Annotated in this window: 13 protein-coding genes and 1 pseudogene; 6 read left to right on the top strand and 8 right to left on the bottom strand. The window is 73.1% G+C overall.

Annotation, left to right across the window (positions count from 1 at the left end):
• Nucleotides 1-24 precede the first annotated feature (24 nt).
• Nucleotides 25-2,508, bottom strand: coding sequence for a zinc-ribbon domain-containing protein (locus IPL61_32470; protein ID MBK9035914.1), 2,484 nt, complete (start codon nt 2,506-2,508; stop codon nt 25-27).
• 110 nt (nt 2,509-2,618) lie between these two features.
• On the opposite strand from IPL61_32470, the gene IPL61_32475 reads away from it, so the two are divergent.
• Entirely contained in the window at nt 2,619-2,987 is a 369-nt protein-coding gene (locus IPL61_32475; GenBank protein MBK9035915.1) for a PilZ domain-containing protein, read from the top strand.
• A gap of 117 nt (nt 2,988-3,104) precedes the next feature.
• Here the strand turns inward: IPL61_32475 and IPL61_32480 are convergent, their stop codons facing one another.
• Nucleotides 3,105-4,724 (bottom strand): von Willebrand factor type A domain-containing protein, encoded by a 1,620-nt coding sequence (locus IPL61_32480; GenBank protein MBK9035916.1) that lies wholly within the window; start codon nt 4,722-4,724, stop codon nt 3,105-3,107.
• 154 nt (nt 4,725-4,878) lie between these two features.
• Between IPL61_32480 and IPL61_32485 the strand changes: the two genes are divergently transcribed.
• A complete protein-coding gene (locus tag IPL61_32485; protein ID MBK9035917.1) occupies nt 4,879-5,649 on the top strand; it encodes an SDR family oxidoreductase in 771 nt (256 codons plus the stop codon).
• A gap of 269 nt (nt 5,650-5,918) precedes the next feature.
• Here IPL61_32485 and IPL61_32490 read toward each other — a convergent pair whose 3' ends face one another.
• Both IPL61_32490 and IPL61_32495 read right to left on the bottom strand, forming a co-directional pair.
• Nucleotides 5,919-7,352: a KamA family radical SAM protein gene (locus IPL61_32490; protein ID MBK9035918.1), complete on the bottom strand. Its 1,434-nt coding sequence runs from the start codon at nt 7,350-7,352 to the stop codon at nt 5,919-5,921.
• A 200-nt stretch (nt 7,353-7,552) separates the two neighbouring features.
• On the bottom strand, nt 7,553-8,062 hold the full coding sequence (locus tag IPL61_32495) for a hypothetical protein (GenBank protein MBK9035919.1): 510 nt from the start codon (nt 8,060-8,062) through the stop codon (nt 7,553-7,555).
• Between the two features lie 201 nt (nt 8,063-8,263).
• Here IPL61_32495 and IPL61_32500 point away from each other — a divergent pair, with 201 nt between their 5' ends.
• Complete coding sequence (locus tag IPL61_32500; protein ID MBK9035920.1) at nt 8,264-10,174, top strand: hypothetical protein; 1,911 nt, start codon at nt 8,264-8,266, stop codon at nt 10,172-10,174.
• Between the two features lie 12 nt (nt 10,175-10,186).
• Here the strand turns inward: IPL61_32500 and IPL61_32505 are convergent, their stop codons facing one another.
• The gene (locus tag IPL61_32505; protein ID MBK9035921.1) at nt 10,187-12,181 is read right to left on the bottom strand and encodes a CocE/NonD family hydrolase; all 1,995 of its coding nucleotides are present in this window, start codon (nt 12,179-12,181) and stop codon (nt 10,187-10,189) included.
• Between the two features lie 141 nt (nt 12,182-12,322).
• Here IPL61_32505 and IPL61_32510 point away from each other — a divergent pair, with 141 nt between their 5' ends.
• Complete coding sequence (locus tag IPL61_32510; protein ID MBK9035922.1) at nt 12,323-15,775, top strand: tetratricopeptide repeat protein; 3,453 nt, start codon at nt 12,323-12,325, stop codon at nt 15,773-15,775.
• Here IPL61_32510 and IPL61_32515 read toward each other — a convergent pair.
• The 3 genes and pseudogenes from IPL61_32515 to IPL61_32525 all read right to left on the bottom strand — a co-directional run bounded on the left by IPL61_32515 (nt 15,776) and on the right by IPL61_32525 (nt 18,457).
• Nucleotides 15,776-16,242, bottom strand: a pseudogene (locus IPL61_32515) (DsrE/DsrF/DrsH-like family protein).
• A 9-nt stretch (nt 16,243-16,251) separates the two neighbouring features.
• On the bottom strand, nt 16,252-17,217 hold the full coding sequence (locus tag IPL61_32520) for a TusE/DsrC/DsvC family sulfur relay protein (protein MBK9035923.1): 966 nt from the start codon (nt 17,215-17,217) through the stop codon (nt 16,252-16,254).
• Nucleotides 17,218-17,227: 10 nt separating this feature from the next.
• A complete protein-coding gene (locus tag IPL61_32525) occupies nt 17,228-18,457 on the bottom strand; it encodes an NAD(P)/FAD-dependent oxidoreductase (GenBank protein ID MBK9035924.1) in 1,230 nt (409 codons plus the stop codon).
• Nucleotides 18,458-18,753: 296 nt separating this feature from the next.
• Here IPL61_32525 and IPL61_32530 point away from each other — a divergent pair, with 296 nt between their 5' ends.
• Together IPL61_32530 and IPL61_32535 are read left to right on the top strand one after the other, a co-directional pair.
• On the top strand, nt 18,754-19,743 hold the full coding sequence (locus IPL61_32530; GenBank protein MBK9035925.1) for a nitronate monooxygenase: 990 nt from the start codon (nt 18,754-18,756) through the stop codon (nt 19,741-19,743).
• 322 nt (nt 19,744-20,065) lie between these two features.
• Nucleotides 20,066-20,860 carry a hypothetical protein gene (locus IPL61_32535; GenBank protein MBK9035926.1) on the top strand — a complete coding sequence of 265 codons (795 nt, stop codon included), beginning with the start codon at nt 20,066-20,068 and terminating at the stop codon, nt 20,858-20,860.
• The last annotated feature ends 172 nt before the right edge of the window (nt 20,861-21,032 follow it).

Consider the following 21,032-nt stretch of genomic DNA (forward strand, 5'->3'; position numbering starts at 1 on the left):
GCGATCGCGCGCCCGAGCGCTCGATCACGGCGAGGTCGGTGGCGTGTCGCTGCCGCCCGGCGGCGGCGGCGGCGGATCAGGCTTGTCGGGCGGCGGCGGGTTCGAGCCCGCGCCGGAGCCGGTGCCCGTGCCAGCGCCGGTGCCCGAGCCTGACCCGTTCTCGGGCGGCGTCGGCCCGCTGCCTCCGCCGGAGAGGCGGTCGAGCTGGCGCTTGATGCGATCGTCGTTCGGGTAGATCTCGAGGTAGCGCTTGTAGGCCTCGATCGCGAGATCCGCGCGGCCCTGCTGCTGGTAGGCCTCGGCCACGCCGCGCAGCGCGTCCTTGTTGCGCGGCGACAGCGCCAGCGCGGTCCGGAACTTCGACTGCGCCGACGCGAACTGCTTGGCGTCGATGTGGCAGTAGCCCATGCCGATCAGCGCCTCGACCCCGGCGGGGCGCTCGTCGAGCGCCTTGGTGTAGTACGGCATCGCCTGGCCGCAGTCGACCTCGGCGAGCTTGTCGGCCTTGGCGACGAGGCGGTCGTAGGGATCGCCCGAGCCGCTCGGCACCGACACGCCGCTCGAGCCGCTCGAGCCTCCGGACGAGCCCGAGCCCGAGCCGCTCGAGCCACCCGACGAGCCCGAGCCCACGCCGGCGTCCACCTCGGGCGGCATCGGATCGGTCGCGTCGACGCCGCTGACCTTGGCCATGAGCGCCTTGGCGCCGGCGTGGTCGGGCGAGATCGCCAGCACCGAGTCCACCGCCCCGCGGGCGTCCTCGTTCTTGTCGGTCGCGGCGGCCAGGCGCGCCGCCAGCCAGCGGCCGCGCACGTCGCCCGAGGTCTCGAGCGCGCCGACGCCGCTGTCGGCGGTCGCGATCAGCGTCGCCGCGCGGGCGTAGTCCTTGTCGCGCAGCGCGACCTGCGCGTCGACCAGCGTCAGCTCGTGCGCGTCGTCGTCGCTGGGGGTGCCGGCCCGGGCCGCGTCGAGGTAGCGGACCAGGTCCTTGCGGTTCTTGCCCTGCAGCCGCAGCACGTCGGCCATCGCGATGTTGGCGAGCACCGCCGCGGCGGCGTCGCTGCCGGCGGCCTTGATCGCGCGCTGGGCCAGCGCCAGCGCGGTCAGGGTCAGCTTGCGCCGCTCCTCGCGGACCTTGTCGGCGGTCTTGCGATCGGTCGCGAACCCGGCCTCGTCCTCGAGGATCTGCGCCTGCGCGGTGATCAAGCGGGCGCGCAGGCCCAGCGTCGCGGCGTCGTCGCCCGCGCTCGTCAGGCTCCGCTCGGCCGCGATCAGCGCCGGGGCGGCGTCGCGGGCCAGCTCGGCCCGGGCGGTCTCGAGCAGCTCCGACCCGCCGCCGGCGTCGCCACCGGCGGGACCGGCGTCGATCGTCGCGACCGCCACGCCGGCGTCGCCCGCGGCCACGGCGGTGCCAGCGCCGGCGTCGCCCGCCTTCTTGGGCGGCCGCAGGAACGCGAAGTAGACGATGGCGGCGGCGGCGCCGATCACCACCAGCGAGCCCAGGGCGATCCACAGGCCCACGCCGCTCTTCTTGCGGGGCACGTCGGCGAACGGATCGAAGCTGGCGTCGACGTCGGACGCCATCGACCGACGGCCGGCGGTGAACGCGGCGTCCTCGGCCGCCTGGGGCCGCACCACGCCGCCAAAGGCTTCGGACGCGGCGTTGGTCGACGGCCGCACGGCGCCGCCGCTCGGCCCGCTCGGACCGTCGGCCGAGTGGGCCAGCGGCGCGACCGAGTCGTTCGCCCAGCCGCCGGTGGCCTGCGGGCTCGGCGGCGGCGGCGCGACCGCCATCATCGGCCCCGGGGTCGGCGGGGGCGCGGGCAGCGGCGGCCCCGGGACCATCACCGGCACGACCGGGCGCGGCGGCGGCGGCGGCCCCGGCGGGGCGGGCAGCGGCGGCGCCGGACGGCTGGGCGCGCGCACGGGCTCGACCACGGTCTCGCGCTCGGTGGCCTTGACCGCGCCCATGCCGGCGACGGTCTGGCGCGCGTCCACCGCCGGGAGGCGCGGCGGCGTGATCTGCCCGGAGTCCGACCGCGCGCTGCGGGCCTGCTCGGCGACCACGAAGAACGACGCGAGCTCGGCGATGTCGCCGAGGCGCTTCCAGGTCTTGCCGCTGCGGGAGATCATCGACTCGCGCGACACCGAGCCGGCGATGATCCACTGCTGCAGCGTGGCCAGCTCGCGGCACGACCGGGTCTCGCCGTTGTCGAGCCGGATGATCCAGTTGCGCTCGCCGTCACCGACCGTCACCGGCCCCGAGGCGGTCTGGGCCCGGGGCTCGGGCACGCCGCGGCCGTGCGGCCCGCTCTGGGTCGCCGATCGGGCCGGCGGCGGCGCGCTCGGCGACGGCTGGCGCGTGGTCGGGATCCCGTTCTGGGTCTGCGACCGCTTGCGGATCTTGAACATGTGCCCGCAGGTCGTGCACTTGACCGTGACGCCACCTGGCTTCAGGCGAGCTTCATCGAGCTCGTACTCGGTCTGGCACTTCTCGCAGCGAACGTCCATCGCGGGATTGGGCTCCGCATCGCTTCTAACACGGCGCCGACGGCAATTCTATGGCGGGCGGGCATGGCCGGCGGCCCCCCCTCGGCGGGCGCCGGTGGTACCCTGGCGCCGTGAGTCCGCCCGGCACTCCCCGTGACGGCGAGCGCGTCGCCCTCGACGCCTTCGTCAAGGCCGCCGCCGGTGACACCGAGCTGGTGTTCCGGGTCCGCGACCTGTCGCGCTCGGGCCTGTTCCTCTACACCCGCGTCGCCCGCACCTACCCGTTCCGCCCGGGCACGACCCTGTCGATCGAGCTGTTCGACTTCGACCAGACGCTCACGCTCAAGGTGGTCGTGGCCCGCGTGGTCGAGCCCGGCAGCCCCGAGTCCGAGACCTCGCCGACCGGCTTCGGCGTGCGCATCGTCGACGCCGATCCCGCGACCCGCACCCGGCTCGAGGCCCTGATCGACCGGATCAAGGCCGGCGACACGATCTACTGACGGCGCACAGGCTCCGGGCGCGCGCCGTCCCGTGCCGCGCCGCCGTGCGCGCGCCCGGCCCGACCCGGTCGGCCACCGCCTCGTCGTCGACGACGCCCCGGGGTGGGCGCGGTGCGGTCAGCGCGCGACCACGGTGGCGGCCGGCTCGCCGCGCAGGCTCCGGGCGCGCTCGATCAGCTCGACCAGCTCGCGGCGGTCGGCGTCGCCGGCGGCGGTCGCGCGGGCGACGGCGGCGATCTTCGCCAGCGACCAGCGCTGCGCGTCCTCGGCGCCGCGCAGCACGTCGGCGAAGCCCGCGACCGCGACCGCGAACCGGAAGTCGGCCGGCGCGGTGTCGAAGCTCGCGGCCGGGCCGGTCGGCATCGCGAACGCCTCCTCGGTGGCGCGGTCGCCGTCGGGGGCCTTGGAGCGGATCCGGACCGTGCCCAGCGGCGTGGTCTGGCGCGCCCGCGGGGTCAGCGCGACCTCGTACAGCGCGGTCACCTGGTGCCCGGCCCCGACCTCGCCGGCGTCGACCGCGTCGACGCGGAAGTCGGCGTCCGCGATGTCGCGGTTCTCGTACCCGAGCAGGCGGTAGCGCGCGACCACGGCGGGATCGAAGTCGACCTGGAGCTTCACGTCCTTGGCCGCGACCTCGAGCATCGCCACCAGATCGCGCGTGAACAGCTGCGTGGAGGCGGCCGGGGAGTCGACGTAGTAGTTGTTGCCGTTGCCGCGATCGCCGAGCTGCTCCATGAGGTCGGCGCGGTAGTTGCCCATGCCGAAGCCGATCGTCGACAGCGTCACGCCGGCGCGCTTGCCGGCGTCGATGATCTTGAGCATGGCGTCGAGCGAGCTGGGGCCGACGTTGGCGTCGCCGTCGGACAGCACGATCACGCGGCTCTGGCGCCCGCGGCCGAGCCCGCGCTGGGCCTCGGCGTAGGCCAGCTCCAGCCCCGAGCCCATCGCGGTCGAGCCGCCGGCGGTGAGGCGCCCGATGCCGGCCAGGATCGCCTGGTGGTCGCTGCCGCGGGTCGCCTTGAGCGCGACGTCGGTGGCGCCGGCGTAGGTCACGAGCGCGACCGAGTCGTCGGGGCCGAGCGAGCGCACGAGCGTGCGCAGCGAGTCCTGGGCCAGCCCGAGCTTGTCGGGCGAGCTCATCGAGCCCGACACGTCGACCAGGAACACCAGGTTCATCGGCGCGCGCTGGGCGTTGGTCATGGCCGCGGTCGCGACGCCGACCCGCACGATGTGGTGGCGCGGATCGAACGGCGACGGCGCCGCGTCCATGACGACCGCGAACGGCGAGCCTGCGCGCGGCGTGGCGAAGCGGTACTTGAAGAAGTTGACGAACTCCTCGACCCGCACCGCGTCGGGCGGCGGCAGGCTGCCGCCCTGGAGCGCGCGGCGCGCGTAGGTGTACGCGGCGGTGTCGACGTCGGCGGCGAAGGTCGACAGGTGATCGCGCGAGGTCTCGATCCACGGGTTGACGCCGGCCGACGCGTGGGTGTCGCCGGTGGGCGTCTCGACGACCGCGGCGGCGACCGGCGCCGCCGTCGGCGTCGCCACGATCGCCGGGGCCGGCGTGACCGGCGCGGCCGGCGCGGCGACCTGCGCGGCGACCTCGGCCGGCATCGGCGGCGGCGGCGGCGGCGAGGTCGCCACCTGGACCATCGAGCCAGCGGGCGGCTTGGCCATCGCGCTGCAACCAGCGACGACGGCGAGGAGTGAACACGACACGAGGGCGCGGGCGCGCATGGGGAGACCTCCGATGAGGGGGGGCCGCGCGCGCACGGTCGGCGGCGCGCGGTGCCGGACCGCGACACCCGTCGCGGGTCCAGCCGGACGCCCCAGTAACGCCGGCGCGCGCCCGCGCTTACGGCCGCGCGCCGCACGCATCTATAGTGACGCCATGCCCCCGTCGCCCTGGCAGCTCCACGATCGCACCGCCGTCGTCACCGGCGCCACCCGCGGCATCGGCCGGGCCATCGCCGAGGAGCTGCTCGGCCTCGGCGCGACCGTGCTGGTGGTGGCGCGCTCGCCCGACGACGTGACCGCCACGGTCGAGGCGCTCGGTCCCCGGGCCGCCGGCGTCGTCGCCGACGTCACCACCGTCGCCGGGCGCGCCGCGATCGTCGCCGCGGTCGAGGCCCGCGGCCCGCTGCACGTGCTCGTGCACAACGCCGGCACCAACGTGCGCGGCAAGCTGACCAGCTACGACGACGCCACGATCGAGCGCCTGCTCGCGCTCAACCTGACCGCGCCGCTCTTGCTGTCGCGCGCGCTGCACCCGGCCCTGCGCGCGGCCGGCGACGCCAGCGTGATCCACGTCGGCTCGGTCGCCGGCCAGATCGCGCTGCCGACCGGCGTCGCCTACGCCGCCGCCAAGGCCGGGCTCGGCCAGGTCGCGCGCACGCTCGCGCTCGAGTGGGCCGCCGACGGCATCCGCGTCAACACGGTCGCGCCCTGGTACACGCGTACGCCGCTGGTCGAGCCGGTGCTCGCCCGGCCCGAGGCGCTCGCCGCGATCCTCGCGCGCACGCCGCTCGGTCGCATCGCCGAGCCGCGCGAGGTCGCCGCGGCGGTCGCGTTCCTGGCCATGCCGGCGGCGAGCTACGTCACCGGCCAGCACCTCGCGGTCGACGGCGGCATGACGATCCAGGGGCTGCCCGCGCTGCCGTGACCGGCGCGCGCGGGCCCGCCGCCGCGCGCGTCAGCGGCTCAGGGCTTGTAGTTTCTCCGTCGGCACCGGCCCACGCGCCGGGAGTTTCGCGTCTCGGAGGGAGGCTCGTCGGGCTTGCCCCGACGAGGGAGGGCTGGCGACGGGCGTCCCTGGAAACACAGGGCCTGTAAGTCTTTCGGCGGAGAACTCTGGCGCGGTGAGCCAGGCGATCGGATCGCTGGTGCACCGAAGGCCGGCGACCACCGAACCTCGAAGAGACTTACAAGCGCTCAGGGCCCGTGCCCGATCTTGATCGAGCTGGCGTGCGCGGTGGCCGCGGCCTGGCCCGCCGCCGCGGCGATCGCGGTGGCGATCATCGCGTCCTGCTCGGCCGGCACCTTCCACCGCGCCTGCTGCTCGGGCGCGAGCGTGTCGATCGGATCGAAGTAGAGGAAGAAGCCGGGCTTCACCGACGGCGCCGCGTAGACCGAGATGCCGGTGTCGCGATCGTAGTGCTCGAACGAGTGGACCACCCGCTTGCCGCCGCCGCCGGGCGCGTCGCACACGAACGTCGGGGTGTGGAAGCCGGCGGTCAGGCCGCGCACGCACTTCTCGAGGTCGACCGCGGTCTGCACGGTCGTGCGCAGGTCCTCGACGCCCGAGACCAGGTCGTGGACGTAGACGTAATAAGGCTGGACGTTGCAGTGGCCCAGGCGCTTGACCAGGAGCTGCATGGTCTCGACGGTGTCGTTGACCCCGCGCTGCAGCACCGCCTGGTTGCGCACGATCACGCCGCGCTCGAACAGCCGGTTGAGGCCGCGCCGGGTGATCGCGGTCAGCTCGCGCGGGTGGTTGAAGTGGGTGTGCAGCACCACCTCCTTGTGCAGCGTGCGGCCGCGCTCGACCAGATCCACCAGCGCGCCGACCCACTCGTGATCGGTCAGGAGCTTCATCGGCATGACCGCCGGGCCCTTGGTCGCGAACCGGATCCGGCGGACGTTGTCGCAGTCGAGCAGCGCGTTGCCGATGTGGGTGATCTGCCGGGCCTTGAGCTGGTAGCTGTCGCCGCCCGACACGACGATGTCCTCGAGCTCGGGCCGCGACCTGATGTACGCGAACGCGCGGCCCCAGCGCTCCTCGGTGGCCTTGAGCGAGACCTTCTCGACCTCGTCGGTGTCGACCCCGACCGCGTAGCTGCGGGTGCAGAACCGGCAGTAGACCGGGCAGGTGTCGAGCGCCAGGAACAGCGCCTTGTCCGGGTAGCGGTGGGTCAGGCCCGGCACCGGCGCGTCGGCCTGCTCGTTGAGCGAGTCGAACGTGAGCTTGGGGTGATCGGGCAGGAGCCGCGACGCCACCGGCACGAACTGGCGGCGCAGCGGATCGGCGTACGGCTCGGCCCAGTCGATCAAGGACAGCAGGTACGGCGACACCCGGATCGACATCGGCGCCCGGCGGAAGCCCTCGGCGACGTCGTCGATGAAGCTCTGCGGCACCAGGTCCTGGACCGCCGCGAGCAGCTTGGCCGGGTTGGTGATCGAGTTCCGGGCCTGCCACTGGTGATCGAGGAAGGTGTCCTCGTCGATGCCGCGGTAGGCCGGGATGCGCTGCCAGAACGGACCGTCCAGCAGGTCCTTGTACGCGAGCGTGGCCGGATCGACCGGCGGCTTCAGATGAACGATGGGCCCATCGGCGGGCGACTTGCCGATGGTCTTGAGCGTGTCCATGGGAACTCCGTGACTGCGAGGAACACCGCGCTGCGCATCGGCAGCGGCGCGAGAACGTGCGAAGGCGTCTCAGGCCGCGCGGACGTCGGGCATGTGCGGGACCGAGCCGTTGCAGTACCACATGGTGGTCGCATCATATGCGAGCGCGCGGTCAAGGCAAGCGCTAGCGCTCGGACTGCGCGCTCGATCGGCGCCCGGGATCAGGCGCGCGACGCGGCGACCTGGCGCGCGGCCGGCACCGGCGCCGCGACCACCCGCGCCTCGAGCCGGAACAGCGCGAACCCCAGCGCCGCCAGGAGCGGCCCGGCCACGACCAGCGACGCGACGCACGCGTCGAGCGCCGAGGCGGCCCACAGCGGCTCGCCGCTGTCGAGGCCGACGCTGCTGCTGAACCCCAGCCACACCACCAGCGGCAGCGCGAGCATCGTCAGGGCCCCGCCCACGAACGCGGCGACCTCGCGCCGGAGCTGCACCACGGCGAGGCCCGCGACCAGGACCACGCCGGTGAGCGCGATCATCAGCAGCGGTCCGCCCGCGGCCTCGTGATCGATCACCTCGTGGACGCCGGTGGCGTCGACGACCTCGGTCACCCACACCCGCCCCGGCAACAGGCACAGCGCCAGCCCGGCCAGCGCGCACGCCAGCACGCCGACCGCCGCGCTGCGCTGCACCGCCGCCCGAACGCCGGTGAGGTGAGTCGCCTGATCCATGCGCACACTCTACCCGCGCCCGGGGCGAAGCGCGAACCACACGCCATCGGCCAGGTCGTCGAGACACGGCGCACGGTGTGTGCGTGCCGACGACACCGGCATCCGCGCAGCCGAGGTCGGCCGCGCGCAGCGTGATCACGCCGCGTGATATCATCGGCGCAAGGGGGACGTATGTCTCGAGCAGTCCTGTCACTGGGCTTGGTGCTGTTGGTCGTGGCCGCCGCGTGCGGCGAGGTCTCGTCGACGCCGACCGACGCGGCCATCGACACGGCGGCGATCGACGCGGCCGACAACGTCGATGGCGCGGTCGACGCCGCGCCGTCGTTCGCGCTGACCGTGACCCCGGCCGGCAACGGCGCCGGCACGGTGACCTCGAGCCCGGCCGGCATCACCTGCGGCGCCGACTGCACCGAGCCCTACGCCGAGGGCACGGTCGTCACGCTGACCGCGGCGCCGTCGTCGGGCTCGACCTTCGTCGGGTGGGCCGGCGGCGGCTGTAGCGGCGGCGGCACCTGCGCCGTGACGGTCACCGCCGCGACCACCGTCACCGCCACGTTCGCGCTCAACAACTCGCTGGTCGTGACCACCACCGGGACCGGCACCGGCCGCGTGACGTCGGCGCCGGCCGGCATCGACTGCGGCGCCGATTGTTCAGAGGCCTACCCGCCGGCGACGACGGTCACCTTGACGGCGACCGCGGCGGCGGACTCGACCTTCGCCGGCTGGAGCGGCGGCGGTTGCAGCGGCACCGGCACCTGCGTCGTCACGGTCAACGCCGCCGTCGGGGTGGTCGCGACCTTCACGCTGGTGCAGTACACGCTCACGGTCGCGCGCGCCGGCACCGGCACCGGCACGGTCACGTCGGTCCCGGCCGGCATCACCTGCGGCGTCGACTGCACCGAGGTCTACACCACCGGCACCGCCGTGACCCTGGCGGCGTCGCCGGCCGCGGGCTCGACCTTCGCCGGCTGGAGCGGCGGCGGCTGCACCGGCACCGGCACCTGCGTGGTCACGCTGGCCGCCGCCACCACGGTCACCGCGACGTTCACGCTGACCCAGCACACGCTGGTGGTGGCCAAGGCCGGCACCGGCGCGGGCACGGTCACGTCGTCACCCGCCGGGATCAGCTGCGGCGCCGACTGCACCGAGGTCTACAACTTCGGCACGACGGTCGTGCTGACCGCGACCCCGGCCGCCGGCTCGACCTTCGCCGGCTGGAGCGGCGGTGGCTGCACCGGCGCCGGCACCTGCACGACCACGATCACCGCGGCCACGACGGTCACCGCGACCTTCACGCTGGCGACGTTCACGCTGACGGTGACCAAGGCCGGCACCGGCACCGGCACCGTGACCTCGAGCCCGGCCGGGATCAACTGCGGCGCCGACTGCACCGAGCCCTACGCCTCGGCCACGACGGTCGTGCTGACCGCGACCCCGGCCGCCGGCTCGACCTTCGCCGGCTGGAGCGGCGGCGGCTGCACCGGCACCGGCGCCTGTACCACCACGATCACCGCGGCCACCACCGTCACCGCGACGTTCACGCTGGCCGTGACCAACTGCGACAGCTTCGCGGTCGCCAACACGACGACGATCCCGAACTGGACCGAGAACGTCGGCGACTGGGTGATCGACAGCCAGCGCCTGCGCATCAACCAGGCCGGCGGCATCTACGCGAACAACATCACCAAGAACGGCAGCTCGCAGCTCAACGGCTGCGCCCGCCTGACCGCCCTCCACGCCGGCGCCGCCGCTGGCGAGGTCGTCGGCATCGTGCTGCGCTGGCAGAGCCCGGCCAACTACGTCGTCGCGCTGGTCCAGGACAACGGCGGCTCGGGCTTCTTCGACTCGGCCTGGCTCTACCAGATGCCGCTCGCCGACATCGGCGGCGCGCTGACGGGGCGCAACTTCGGCACCAGCCCCAACCTCGAGGCGTGCATCACGGGCACCGCGGTGACGCTGCGCATCGACGCCAACCAGGACGGCACCTACGAGACCACCACCAGCGGCACGACCACGATCACCACCGCCGGGCTCGCCGGCGTGATGAGCAAGACCGACTCGGCGGTCGCGACCAACATGCCGCTGGTCGACAACTTCTGCTGGGGGCCCTGAGGCGCGCGCCGATCACGGCCGCGTGACCAGCGGCAGCTCGACGAAGCTGGCGCGGCCGGGCGCGTGGTGGACGCGCTGCGTGGCCTTGCGGTAGTCGGCGGGCTTGGCCCAGAAGATGTTGGGCACGAAGGTCTGCGGGTTGCGGTCGTAGAGCGGGAACCAGCTCGACTGGACCTGGACCATGATCCGGTGGCCGCGCTGGAAGACGTGGTTGGCGGTCGGCAGCGTGAACCGGTAGCGCAGCGCCTTGCCGGCGGCGATCGGCCGGGCGACCTCGTAGCCCTGCCGGTACCGGCCGCGGAAGATGTCGGCCGAGATCATGAGCTGGTAGCCGCCGAGCTCGGGCTGGGCCGGCACCTCGTCGGGGTAGACGTCGATCAGCTTGACCACCCAGTCGGCGTCGGTGCCGCTGGTCGAGGCGATCAGGTTGGCGATCGGCTGGCCGCTGATCGGGGTCGGCGCGGTCAGCACCTCGGACACGAACACCGCCACGTCGGTGCGGCCCGAGGCCTCGCGCTGATCGTCGACCAGCCACCGCCGCCAGGTCGTGCCGTCGATCGGGCGCGCGCGGTACGGCACCGGCTTGGCGGGGTCGGAGATCCACTCGGTCGCGCCGGCCTCGCCCGCCTTGGGCGCCGCGAACCGCAGGCCGCCGCCGGCCGCGAGGTAGATCGGCGTCGGCTTGATCGTGCAGCCGCTGGCGCAGCCGGCCGGCCACGCCGCCAGCCGCCGCCAGGCGTTGGTGCCGGTCTCGAACGCCGTCACCGGCGCGAGGTTGGCCGCCGGCGCGCCGTCCTTGAGGTACTGGGCCAGGAACGGCGCGAGCACGTCGCGGCGGAACGTGAGCGCGGTGTCGCTGTCGAAGCGGATCGGCCCGAGCGCGCTGCCGTCCTTGATCGCCTGGCCGTGGTGCCACGGGCCCAGCACCAGGAACACCTTGTCGTTGCCGGTGTCCTTGGGCTCGAGCGCCCGGTACACCGCCGGCGCGCCGTAGATGTCCTCCTGGTCCCACAGGCTGTGCACCAGCATCACCGGCACGGTCAGCGGGCGCGCCGCCAGGAGCTTGTCGACCGCCTGGTCGCGCCAGAACCCGTCGTAGGCCGGGTGCGCGAGCAGCTTCTGCCAGAACCCGAGCTGGTCGAGGCCGTGCTGGCGGCCGAGCTCGCCGGCCGAGCCCGCGCGCAGGAACAGCTCGTAGTCGTCGGTGACGCCCGACCACCACGTCTGCGCGTTCTTCGCGGTCGCCTCCTGATCGTGGATGTACGAGGCGCCGATCTGGCGGAACGCGCCGTGGTGGAACCAGTCGTCGCCCATCCAGCCGTCGACCATCGGGTTCATCGGCACCGCGACCTTGAGCGCCGGGTGCGGATCGATCAGCGCCATCAGCGGCGTGAAGCCGTCGTACGAGATGCCGAGGATGCCGACCCGGCCGTTGCTCTCGGGGACGTTCTTCACCAGCCAGTCGATCGTGTCGAACGTGTCGGTGGCGTGATCGACCGCGGTCGGGTTCTGGGGCCCGCGCAGCGGCCGGTTCATCACGTAGTCGCCCTCGGAGCCGTGCTTGCCGCGCACGTCCTGGATCACCCGGATGTAGCCGCCGTCGACGATCACGTCGGTGGCGTTGTCGTAGCCCTGCAGGACCGCGCCGAGGTGGGGGCTGGGGCGCTGGCTGGTCATCTGGCTCGCGTCGTACGGCGTCCGGGTCAGGAGGATCGGCGCGCCCGCGGCGCCGCGCGGGACCACGATCACGGTGTGCAGCTTGACGCCGTCGCGCATCGGGATCATGACGTCGCGCAGCTCGTGGTCGAACGCGCTGGTCACCGGCGTGAACGTGGCCGGGATCTCCGACGGCAACCGCGCCGACGGGGGCGCCGCCGTCGGCGCGGCCGGGGCCGCGACCTGGGCGGCCGCGACGCCCGGACCGACGAGCGCGACGAGCGCGACGAGCGCGACCTGGACGGCGGGCACGGACCGCGATGTGGGACGGGGGCGAGCGGGCGTGGTCATGGTCGGGCGAGGATATCCCCGCGCTGCCCGCGCGGGCGCGCGACGGTTTTCGCGGCTGGGCGTGCAACCTCGGCGCGCGCGCGGCCTCCTCGCCTGCGCCGGGCCCCGCGTGGCGGTCCGCGTCCACCCGGAGGTCTGCCGATGGCTGGCTCGCGCCGCCGTGTCTCGACATCGCTCTTGTCGCTGGTCTCGCTCGCCGCCGTGGCCGCGGGCGCCGACGCCGACGCCACGCGCTACCAGCGCACCACCCCGGTCAAGGTCCCGGTGACCACGCGCGATCGGGCGCGTCCGCCGCGCCCGCCCGCCGACGCCGCCGCGCCGACGCGGCCGCTGACCGCCGACGACGCGCTGGCGATCCACGGCAAGCTGGTGCCGATCCACCAGCAGCAGATCGACCTCTTGCGCGAGCTCATCACCCAGAGCGCTCACGCCGACGTCAACGAGCAGGCCGACCTGCACTTCCGGCTGGCCGAGCTGCACGGCCAGAACAGCCGCTACCATCGGCTCAAGGCCACCGAGCTCGCCATCGCCGCCGATCGCGCCGCCGCGGGCGCCAAGGCCCAGCTGCGCCGCGACGCCCAGGACCACCGGGGCCAGGCCGCGGCCGCGCAGCGCGACGCGGTCGCGACCTACCGCGCGCTCGCCGACGAGCCGCGCTACCGCGGCTACCCGCGCATGGACAAGACGCTGTTCGCGCTCGCGTACACGCTGGCCCAGGCCGGCGACGGCTCGGCCAGCCGCGAGGTCTACAAGCGCCTGCTCGACGACCACCCGCAGTCGCCGTACGTGCCCGAGGCCTACCTCGCGTTCGCCGACTACTTCTTCGGCGTCGACCAGCTCGACAACGCCGAGGCCTTCTACCGCAAGGTGCTGCAGTTCCCGAGCGCGAAGGTCTACGCCTACGCCACCTACCGGCTGGGCTGGGTGTTCCTGAACCAGGGCCGCCCCGACGACGCCGGCCGCCAGTTCCTCCAGGTCGCGCGCGACACCGCCGGCGACGCCGCGCAGGCCACGCTGCACAACGCCGCGCTCAACGACTTCGTGCGCGCCTACGCCGACTTCGGCCAGGTCCAGCGCGCGTGGCCGGCGTTCCAGAAGATCGAGCCGGCGCGGGCCCAGGCGCTCCTGGCCCGGCTCGCCGAGCTGTACGTGGAGCAGGGCAAGAACGACAAGGCCATCTTCGCGCTGCGGCAGCTGATCAAGGTGGCGCCGGGCGACGCCGACGTGTGCGCGTGGCAGGCCGACGTCGCCCGCGCGACCCTGGCGCTGCCCGGCGCGACGGTCGCCGATCGGGCCGACGAGATCGCGCGGCTGGTGCGGCTGTGGGGCGCGCTCGCCAAGACCGCCCAGCTCCCGGCGGCCGCGGCCCGCGCGTGCAAGGACGACGCGGCGGCCATGGCCGGCGAGCTCGCGCGGGCCTGGCACAGCGAGGGCGCCAAGGCCAAGGACCCGGCGCTGCTCGACGGCGCCGGCCGACTCTACGACGCGTACCTCGCGCAGTTCGACCGCGCGCCCGACGCCGGCGAGACCGCGTACTACCGGGCCGAGCTCGGCTGGCTGCGCGCCGACGGCGAGCCCGACGCCCGGCGCAAGACCGTGCGCTGGCGCGACGCGGCCGCGGCGTTCACCGCGGTCGTCAAGCGCGGCGACGTCGCGCCGGGCCTGGTCAAGGAGTCGGCCGACGCCGCGGTGCGCGCGCTCAAGAACGCGCTCGACGTCGACCCGCGCCCGCGGCTCGAGCCGATCGACGCCGACGCCGACGCGCGCGCCCCGACCCCGCGCCCGATCCCCGAGACCGAGCGCGCGCTGCTGGCCGCGATGGACGACTACCTGACCTACGTCAAGGATCCCGCCGATCCGGAGCGCGTCGGCATGCTGTTCCTGCAAGGCGACCTGTACCGCCGGTTCGGCCACGCCGAGCTCGCGATCCCGCGCTTCACCGCGCTGATCGAGGACCACCCCGGCCACGAGACCGCGTACTACGCCGCGCACCTGCTGCTGAACCTGCTGATCACGACGCACCAGGACGCGGAGGTCACGCGGTGGGCGGCGTACTTCGCCGCGCACCCGAGGTTCCTCACCGCCGGCGGTGACCAGGATCGATCCGAGCTGGGCCGACGCGTCGCCGAGATCCAGGTGATCGACGCCCGCCGGCGGGCCGAGGCGCTCGAGCGGACCGCCAAGGCGTCCGGCGACCTGCGCGCGTTCGTGGCGTGCGGCGCGGCCTACCTCGAGCTGTTCAACAAGGATCCCGAGGCCGCCCGGGCCGATGAGCTGCTCTGGAACGCCGGCCTGTGCTTCGAGCAGGGGCGGTCGCTGTCGATCGCGATCGAGACCTTCACCGAGCTGCGCGCGCGCTTCCCGACCAGCCCGCAGGCGGCCAAGGCCCTGGCCCGGCTCGGCGGCGTCTACGCCAAGGTCGCGTACTACGACCGCGCCGCCGGCATGTTCGAGGAGTACGCCCGGAAGCACGCCGGCGCCGCCGACGCCCGCGACCTGATGAACGACGCCGTGCTCTACCGCAAGGGCACCGGCGACGACGCCCAGGCCGTCGCCGACACGACCTACTTCATCAGCAAGTTCACGCGCGGCCAGCCGGCGGTGGCCGCCGACGCGTTCTGGAGCCTGGCCGCGATCTACGAGCAGCGCGGCGACACCGCCGCCACGCTCGACCACTACCGCGCCTACCTCCGACGCTACCGCGAGGCCGGCGGCTCCGCCAAGGTCGTCATCGCCCACGCGCGCATCGGCCAGCTGCTGTGGGCGCAGAGCTGCCCGGTGGCCGGCGTCGACGGCTCGTGCGTCAAGGTCACGCGCGAGCGGGCGGTCGCGGTGCGCGGCCGCGCGCGGGCGGCGCTGGCCGCGGTCCGGACGCAGTGCGGCCCCGACACCAAGATCAAGCTGACCGTGATCGCCCGCGACCCCGGCAAGGTGAAGCAGGCGCAGGCCGCGTTCGCCGCCGCGGTGGCCGCGTACGAGGCCGGCGCCCGGCGGTCCGGCGCCGACGACAAGATCGCGCGCCACTACTACGCCCAGGCCCGGTTCCAGCAGGCCGAGGTCGACTACGAGGCGTTCCTGGCGCTGAGGTTCCCGCAGGGCCTCGACTTCGACGCGCGCCACCCCGCGGTGGCCGCGCGGTCGATGACGCGGTTCGAGCAGTGGTACGGCGCCAAGGATCAGCGGTCGGGCGCGATCGCGCGCCGGTACGTCGCGCTGGTCAAGGAGGTGCGCGACCCGGCCACGGCGATCGCCGCGGCCGCGCGGTTCGGGCAGCTCCAGCAGAACTTCGCCGACGCGCTGTTCACCGCCGAGATCCCCGCCGACCTGCGCCCGTACGAGGAGGCGGTCGATCAGTACTGCGCGACCCTCGAGGCCCGGGCCGAGCCGCTGGTCGACGCGGCGCTGGTGGGGTACGGGCAGTGCCTGCAGGCCTCGACCGACTTCGGGTGGTTCTCGAGCTGGTCGAAGCTGTGCGAGCGCGAGCTGGGCCAGCTCAAGCCCGAGGCGTTCCCGACCGCGGTCGAGCTGCGGGCCGCGCCCGAGGCCGAGGCCCCGATCGCCGACGTCGAGCCGCGGATCGCGGCCCTGGAGTGATCACGTGAAGATGATCTGCGCGCCCTCGGCCAGGTCGTAGAAGTCGCCGGCGGTGATGATGTCCTTCACCTGCGGCACCAGCTCCTCCTTCTTGCGCTTGAACATCTGCATCGCCAGCTCGCAGCCGTACAGCTCGGCGCCGGCGTCGTCGAGGATCTGCAGCATCTCGCGCACGGTCGGCAGCGACAGCTCGGTCATCTGCTTGCGCATCATCCGCCCGGCCAGGCTCTCCATGCCCGGCAGGCCCGCGAGCATGGTCGGCATGCCCGACGCCGGGTTGCCGGCCAGGTTGACGTGCAGGTGATCGACCTTGTCCTCGGTGACGACGTCGAGCCCCAGAAGGTGAAGAACACGAACGCGTCGATGCCCGACTGGCGCGCGGCGTTGGCGAGGATGAGCGCGGGGTACGACTCGTCGAGCCCGGCCTTCGAGCAGATGATGGCGACCTTGCGGTTGGCGGTGGTCATGGACGACTCCTAGAGGCAGCCCGCGGGCTTGGGCAGGCCGGCGACCTTGGCGATCGTGCGCCCCGGCGCCCGCGGGAACAGGGTGTAGAGATCCTTGGTCGTCACGCTGGCCACCTGGGTCAGCCGCCGGATGTTCGGCGACGCGCCGGTGGCCGCGAAGTCAGCGCGGGCGGCGTCGATCACCGCCCAGTGGGCGTCGGTCAGCGCGACGCGCTCGGCGCTGGCGATCGCGGCCGCGAGCGCCCGGGTCCAGGCCGCGGCGTCGACCAGGTTGCCGTCGGCGGTGACCTCGACGCCGTCGACGACGCCGGCCGCGACCGCGGGCTTGCTCGACGGCGCCGCGCACGCCGGAGCCGCCGGGGCCGGCCGGACGGTCGGGGGCGACGGCAGCGCCCGGGGCGGCGCGGTCCGCTCGGTGCCGAGCGCTCGGTTCTTGCGCCGGGGCCCGAGGATCTCGGCCAGCTTGGCCTGCTTGTCATCGGTCTGTTGCTGCTTGGCCGCCATGGCGTTGACGCCGTGGCCGACCCGACGCAGCACCTCCATCATCACCGCCATGCCGCGCTGGACGTCCTCGTCCTTGGTCGCGCGCATCATGCCGAACAGCCCCAGCGGCTTGGTCGCCTCGGCGCTGTGGATGGCGTCGCCGGCGTCGGCCGCGACCCGCAGCACGTCGGGCTGGGTCAGCGACCGCACGGTCTCGAGGATCACGACCACGGCCTCGCCGAGCTGGCGCACGTCCGCGGCCGAGAAGTGCTCGACCACGCGCTGGCCGATGCCGCCGAGCTCGCGCACGAACGCCAGCGTGCCGTCCTGCTCGAGCCGGTCGAGCCGGGCGATCGCCGCGGTCATCGCGACCCGGCCGATCGGCACCAGCTCGTCGTAGAGTTCGGCCCGTCGGCGCTCACGCTCGACCAGGAACTCGACCTGCGCGGTGAGCGCGTCGAGCCGGGCCGTGATGGTCTGGAGTTCAGTCATACGTCCTCCGTCACGCGGCCTGCTTGCCGGCCATGGTCATGCGGTGCTCGAGGGGCAGCTCCTTGCCGGTCAGGAGCAGGTTCCAGTAGATCCACTTGAAGGCCAGCTTGCCCCAGTGGTTGACCTCGCTCTCCCCCAGCAGCGTGAACGGCCCGATGCCGGGCAGCGGGAACTTCCCCGGCAGCGGCTCGGTCGTGTAGTTGAAGTCGATCAGCATGGCCTTGCCGTAGCCGGTCTCGATGAAGCAGTTGGCGTGGCCGTCGAAGTCCGGCACCGGCGGCCGGCCGTCGATCGCGCGCAGCAGGTTGTCGACCAGCACGTCGGCCTGGAAGTGCGCGACCGCGCCGGCCTTCGACGACGGCAGATCGGTCGCGTCGCCCAGCACGAACGTGCGGTCGTGGTCGCGCGCGGCCAGCGTGTGCTTGTCGGTCGGGACCCAGCCGCTGCCGTCGCCCAGCCCCGAGGCCGAGATCACCTCGGCGCCGCCGTGCTGCGGGATCGTCACCAGCAGGTCGTAGGGCTCCTCGCGGCCGTCGTAGGCCTTGAGCACGCGGCGCGCGCCGTCGACCTCGGCGGTCGCGAAGTCGCCGGTCACGCCGATGCCGCGCCGGGCCAGCATGCCGCCCAGGTGGGCCGAGGCCACCGGCTTGGTGAACGCGCCCTCGAGCGGCGTCGCGTAGACGATCTCGACCTTGTCGCGCAGGCCGCGCTCGGTGAAGAACGCCTCGGCCAGGAACAGGAACTCGAGCGGCGCCACCGGGCACTTGATCGGCATCTCGACCACGTTGAGCACCAGCCGCCCGCCGGTGAAGCGCTCGAGCGCGCCGCGCAGGCCGCGCGCGCCCTCGGTGGTGTAGAAGTCGAACGCCGACTCGCCCCAGCCGACCCCGGTGAGCCCGGGCGTGGCCTCGGGCAGGATCCGGCTGCCGGTGGCGACGATCAAGAAGTCGTAGGCCACGGCCTCGCCGTCGGCCAGGCGGACCTTGCGCTCGTCGGGCAGCACCCGATCGATCCCGACCAGGCGCAGGTCGACCCGGGCGTCGAGGGTCCGACGCCGCGACTTGCTGAGCTCGTCGTCGCGGTACATCCCGAACGGGATGAACAGGAGCCCGGGCTGGTAGACGTGCTCGTCGTCGCGGTCGATGACGGTGACGTGCCAGCTCGGCGGCAGCACGCGGACCAACCGGTTGGCCATCATGGTGCCGGCGGTGCCCGCACCCAGGATCACGATGCGCTTCATGGGGACTCCGCCTCGGATGGGGCGAGGCAGCCAGGCCCAGTTTCAAGCCGCGTGCCACGCGCGCGGCCGCGCGTACGGCGCGTGTGTGCAACCCGGACGGCGCGCCTGCGGCCTGGTACGCGCAACTCGTGCGGCGCGCGGCGCTCAGACCGCACCTCGTGCACGCGCCCGCGCGGTGACCGCACGCGCCCGATCCCTGAGGCCATCTCGGCGGACGCCCGCGACCTTGGCTTACATGCATTACTTGCGCGAATCAGCCCCGAGCGCGGCCCGTCGCCGTTGCTAGGCTCCGGCCCATGTCGCTCGAGACCGCCTTCACGCGCCACGCCGGCATCGAGGTGCCGCTCATCTGCGGCGCGATGTACCCGTGCAGCAACCCCGAGCTGATCGCCGCGGTGTCCGCCGCGGGCGGGCTCGGCATCATCCAGCCGATCTCGATGACGTTCGTGCACAAGCGCGACCTGCGCGAGGGCATCCGCTGGATCCGGGCCCAGACCGACAAGCCGATCGGCTTCAACGCGATCGTCGAGAAGTCGTCGAAGGTCTACGAGGACCGCATGCGGCGCTGGATCGACGTCGCGCTCGAGGAGGGCGTGCGGTTCTTCGTCACCGCGCTCGGCGATCCGCGCTGGGTGGTCGAGAAGGTCCACGCGGTCGGCGGCGTCGTCTACCACGACGTGACCGAGCGCAAGTGGGCCGACCGCGCGCTCGCCGGCGGCGTCGACGGCCTGATCTGCGTCACCCGCGACGCCGGCGGACACGCCGGCAACCGCTCGCCCGAGCAGCTCTGGGCCGAGCTCGGAGATCTGGGCGTGCCGCTGGTCTGCGCCGGCGGCGTCGGCGACGAGGCCGCGTTCGTGCGCGCGCTCGACCTCGGCTTCGCCGGCGCCCAGCTCGGCACCCGCTTCATCGCGACCACCGAGTGCACCGCCCACGCCGACTACAAGCAGGCGATCGTGCGGGCCCGGCCCGAGGACATCGTGCTGAGCGAGCGCATCTCGGGCGTGCCGGTCGCGGTGATCAAGACGCCGTACATCGACAAGGTCGGCACCCAGGCCAGCTTCCTGATGAAGCGCGCGCTCCGCCACCCGCGCCTCAAGCACTACGCGCGCATGTACTACAGCGTGAAGAGCATCTTCGAGCTGCGCCGCGCCTCGCTGCAGGGCGTCAGCTACAAGGACTTCTTCCAGGCCGGCAAGAGCGTCGGCGGCATCACCGCCATCGAGCCCGCCGGCGAGATCGTCCGCCGCTTCGCCGCCGCCGCCGCCGCCCGCCAGGCCGCGTAGCGAGCGCCGTCGCCGGCGCCGCCAGCCCGCGGAGCGACCTGATCTCCAACAGGCCAAGGCCGCCGCTGCGCCGTTCGTCCCACCTGGCTGGGTGAGGATTGGCGAAAATAGCGCAGAAACGAACACACCGGCGGCATCGTGTGGAACCGCACGGAATCCAAGACGATGGGAGGTGGCGCTGCGCAAGGGCGTGCAGCGCGAGGGTTATCGGGGCGACTCAGGAGCTACCCGGGGAGTTCGGGAGACCCGGGCGGAGGAAGCAGGAAGCAAGAAGCAAGAAGCAGAGGCTGTCGCCGAACCGATCTAGACGTAGAATCCTGCGATGACGGATGGACCAGACACGCGCTCGGAACTGACGATCACGCTACCAGGCGTCACGCGCGCCGGCGCCAAGGCCATCGTCGACAAAGTCCCAGTCCTCGGCACCATCATCAAAGTGCTCCGCGACTCCGAAGCCAATATCCGGGAACACCGACGAGAACGCTGGGCCCAATGGCTCGTCGGTAGCGACAGCGAGGCTGAGACGTTCGCGGCCGACCTCGAGAAGGCACTCGGAGGAGACCACGGGATGCTCGTTCGCGAAGCGGTGAATGAAAGCGTCCGTGCGGCACTCGAAGCGGTCGATGAGATCGTGGTGCCGAGCCTCGCGCTACTGACGCGACGCTATCTCAAGACCAGAACCCCAGATCGGCGCACCTACCGCGAACTGATCAACATCCTGCGCGCCCTCGATGAAGCTGAGTTCTGCGCGCTACGGCGAGCGATCCACAGGCTCGGCTGGACCGAAGGCGATCCCCTGACTACCGTGATCATGATGGATTCGGGCGCCGCCGAAGTCGCAGAGGCGATCAGGGAAGGAAACGCAGGACCAGACACGACCGAGGTCTGGAACTGGTACACGACGAACAGGCCAAAGACGCGACTGATTCTCGGCGAACTCGCGCCGCGCATCGTCGCTGCGCTTGAGCCTCTTCAAGGCGGTTTCTACGCGATCTATCGAGAGCCGCAACGCGGTCGGCACAAGCCTCGGTTCCCGAGAGCTTTAGTTCAGCTGATGGTGGATATCCTGCCGGAACCGCCGGAACCACCAGCCAGCGACGCACGCGGGGACATCTAAGGTAGCTCGGGTGCACCTCCTTGGAGCGCCCGGATCGGTGGCAGGCCAAGATCGCCGAGGCCACGCGACGGGAGTCAGCGGAGTCAGCGAGGTCTTCCTTGGCATTCACGTTCGGCTCAGGCCTCGCTCGACGCTGCGATACCGTCCCTGGGCGTTCCGCGCCCGCAGGGCA

The organism is Myxococcales bacterium (assembly GCA_016717005.1).
Lineage (GTDB): Bacteria > Myxococcota_A > Polyangia > Haliangiales > Haliangiaceae > UBA2376.

Excerpts from the sequence above, each read along its gene's own strand:
- IPL61_32470 (MBK9035914.1), bottom strand. The coding sequence starts at position 2,508 with ATGGACGTTCGCTGCGAGAAGTGCCAGACCGAGTACGAGCTCGATGAA.
- IPL61_32480 (MBK9035916.1), bottom strand. The coding sequence starts at position 4,724 with ATGCGCGCCCGCGCCCTCGTGTCGTGTTCACTCCTCGCCGTCGTCGCT.
- IPL61_32485 (MBK9035917.1), top strand. The coding sequence starts at position 4,879 with ATGCCCCCGTCGCCCTGGCAGCTCCACGATCGCACCGCCGTCGTCACC.
- IPL61_32490 (MBK9035918.1), bottom strand. The coding sequence starts at position 7,352 with ATGGACACGCTCAAGACCATCGGCAAGTCGCCCGCCGATGGGCCCATC.
- IPL61_32495 (MBK9035919.1), bottom strand. The coding sequence starts at position 8,062 with ATGGATCAGGCGACTCACCTCACCGGCGTTCGGGCGGCGGTGCAGCGC.
- IPL61_32505 (MBK9035921.1), bottom strand. The coding sequence starts at position 12,181 with ATGACCACGCCCGCTCGCCCCCGTCCCACATCGCGGTCCGTGCCCGCC.
- IPL61_32510 (MBK9035922.1), top strand. The coding sequence starts at position 12,323 with ATGGCTGGCTCGCGCCGCCGTGTCTCGACATCGCTCTTGTCGCTGGTC.
- IPL61_32520 (MBK9035923.1), bottom strand. The coding sequence starts at position 17,217 with ATGACTGAACTCCAGACCATCACGGCCCGGCTCGACGCGCTCACCGCG.
- IPL61_32525 (MBK9035924.1), bottom strand. The coding sequence starts at position 18,457 with ATGAAGCGCATCGTGATCCTGGGTGCGGGCACCGCCGGCACCATGATG.
- IPL61_32530 (MBK9035925.1), top strand. The coding sequence starts at position 18,754 with ATGTCGCTCGAGACCGCCTTCACGCGCCACGCCGGCATCGAGGTGCCG.
- IPL61_32535 (MBK9035926.1), top strand. The coding sequence starts at position 20,066 with ATGACGGATGGACCAGACACGCGCTCGGAACTGACGATCACGCTACCA.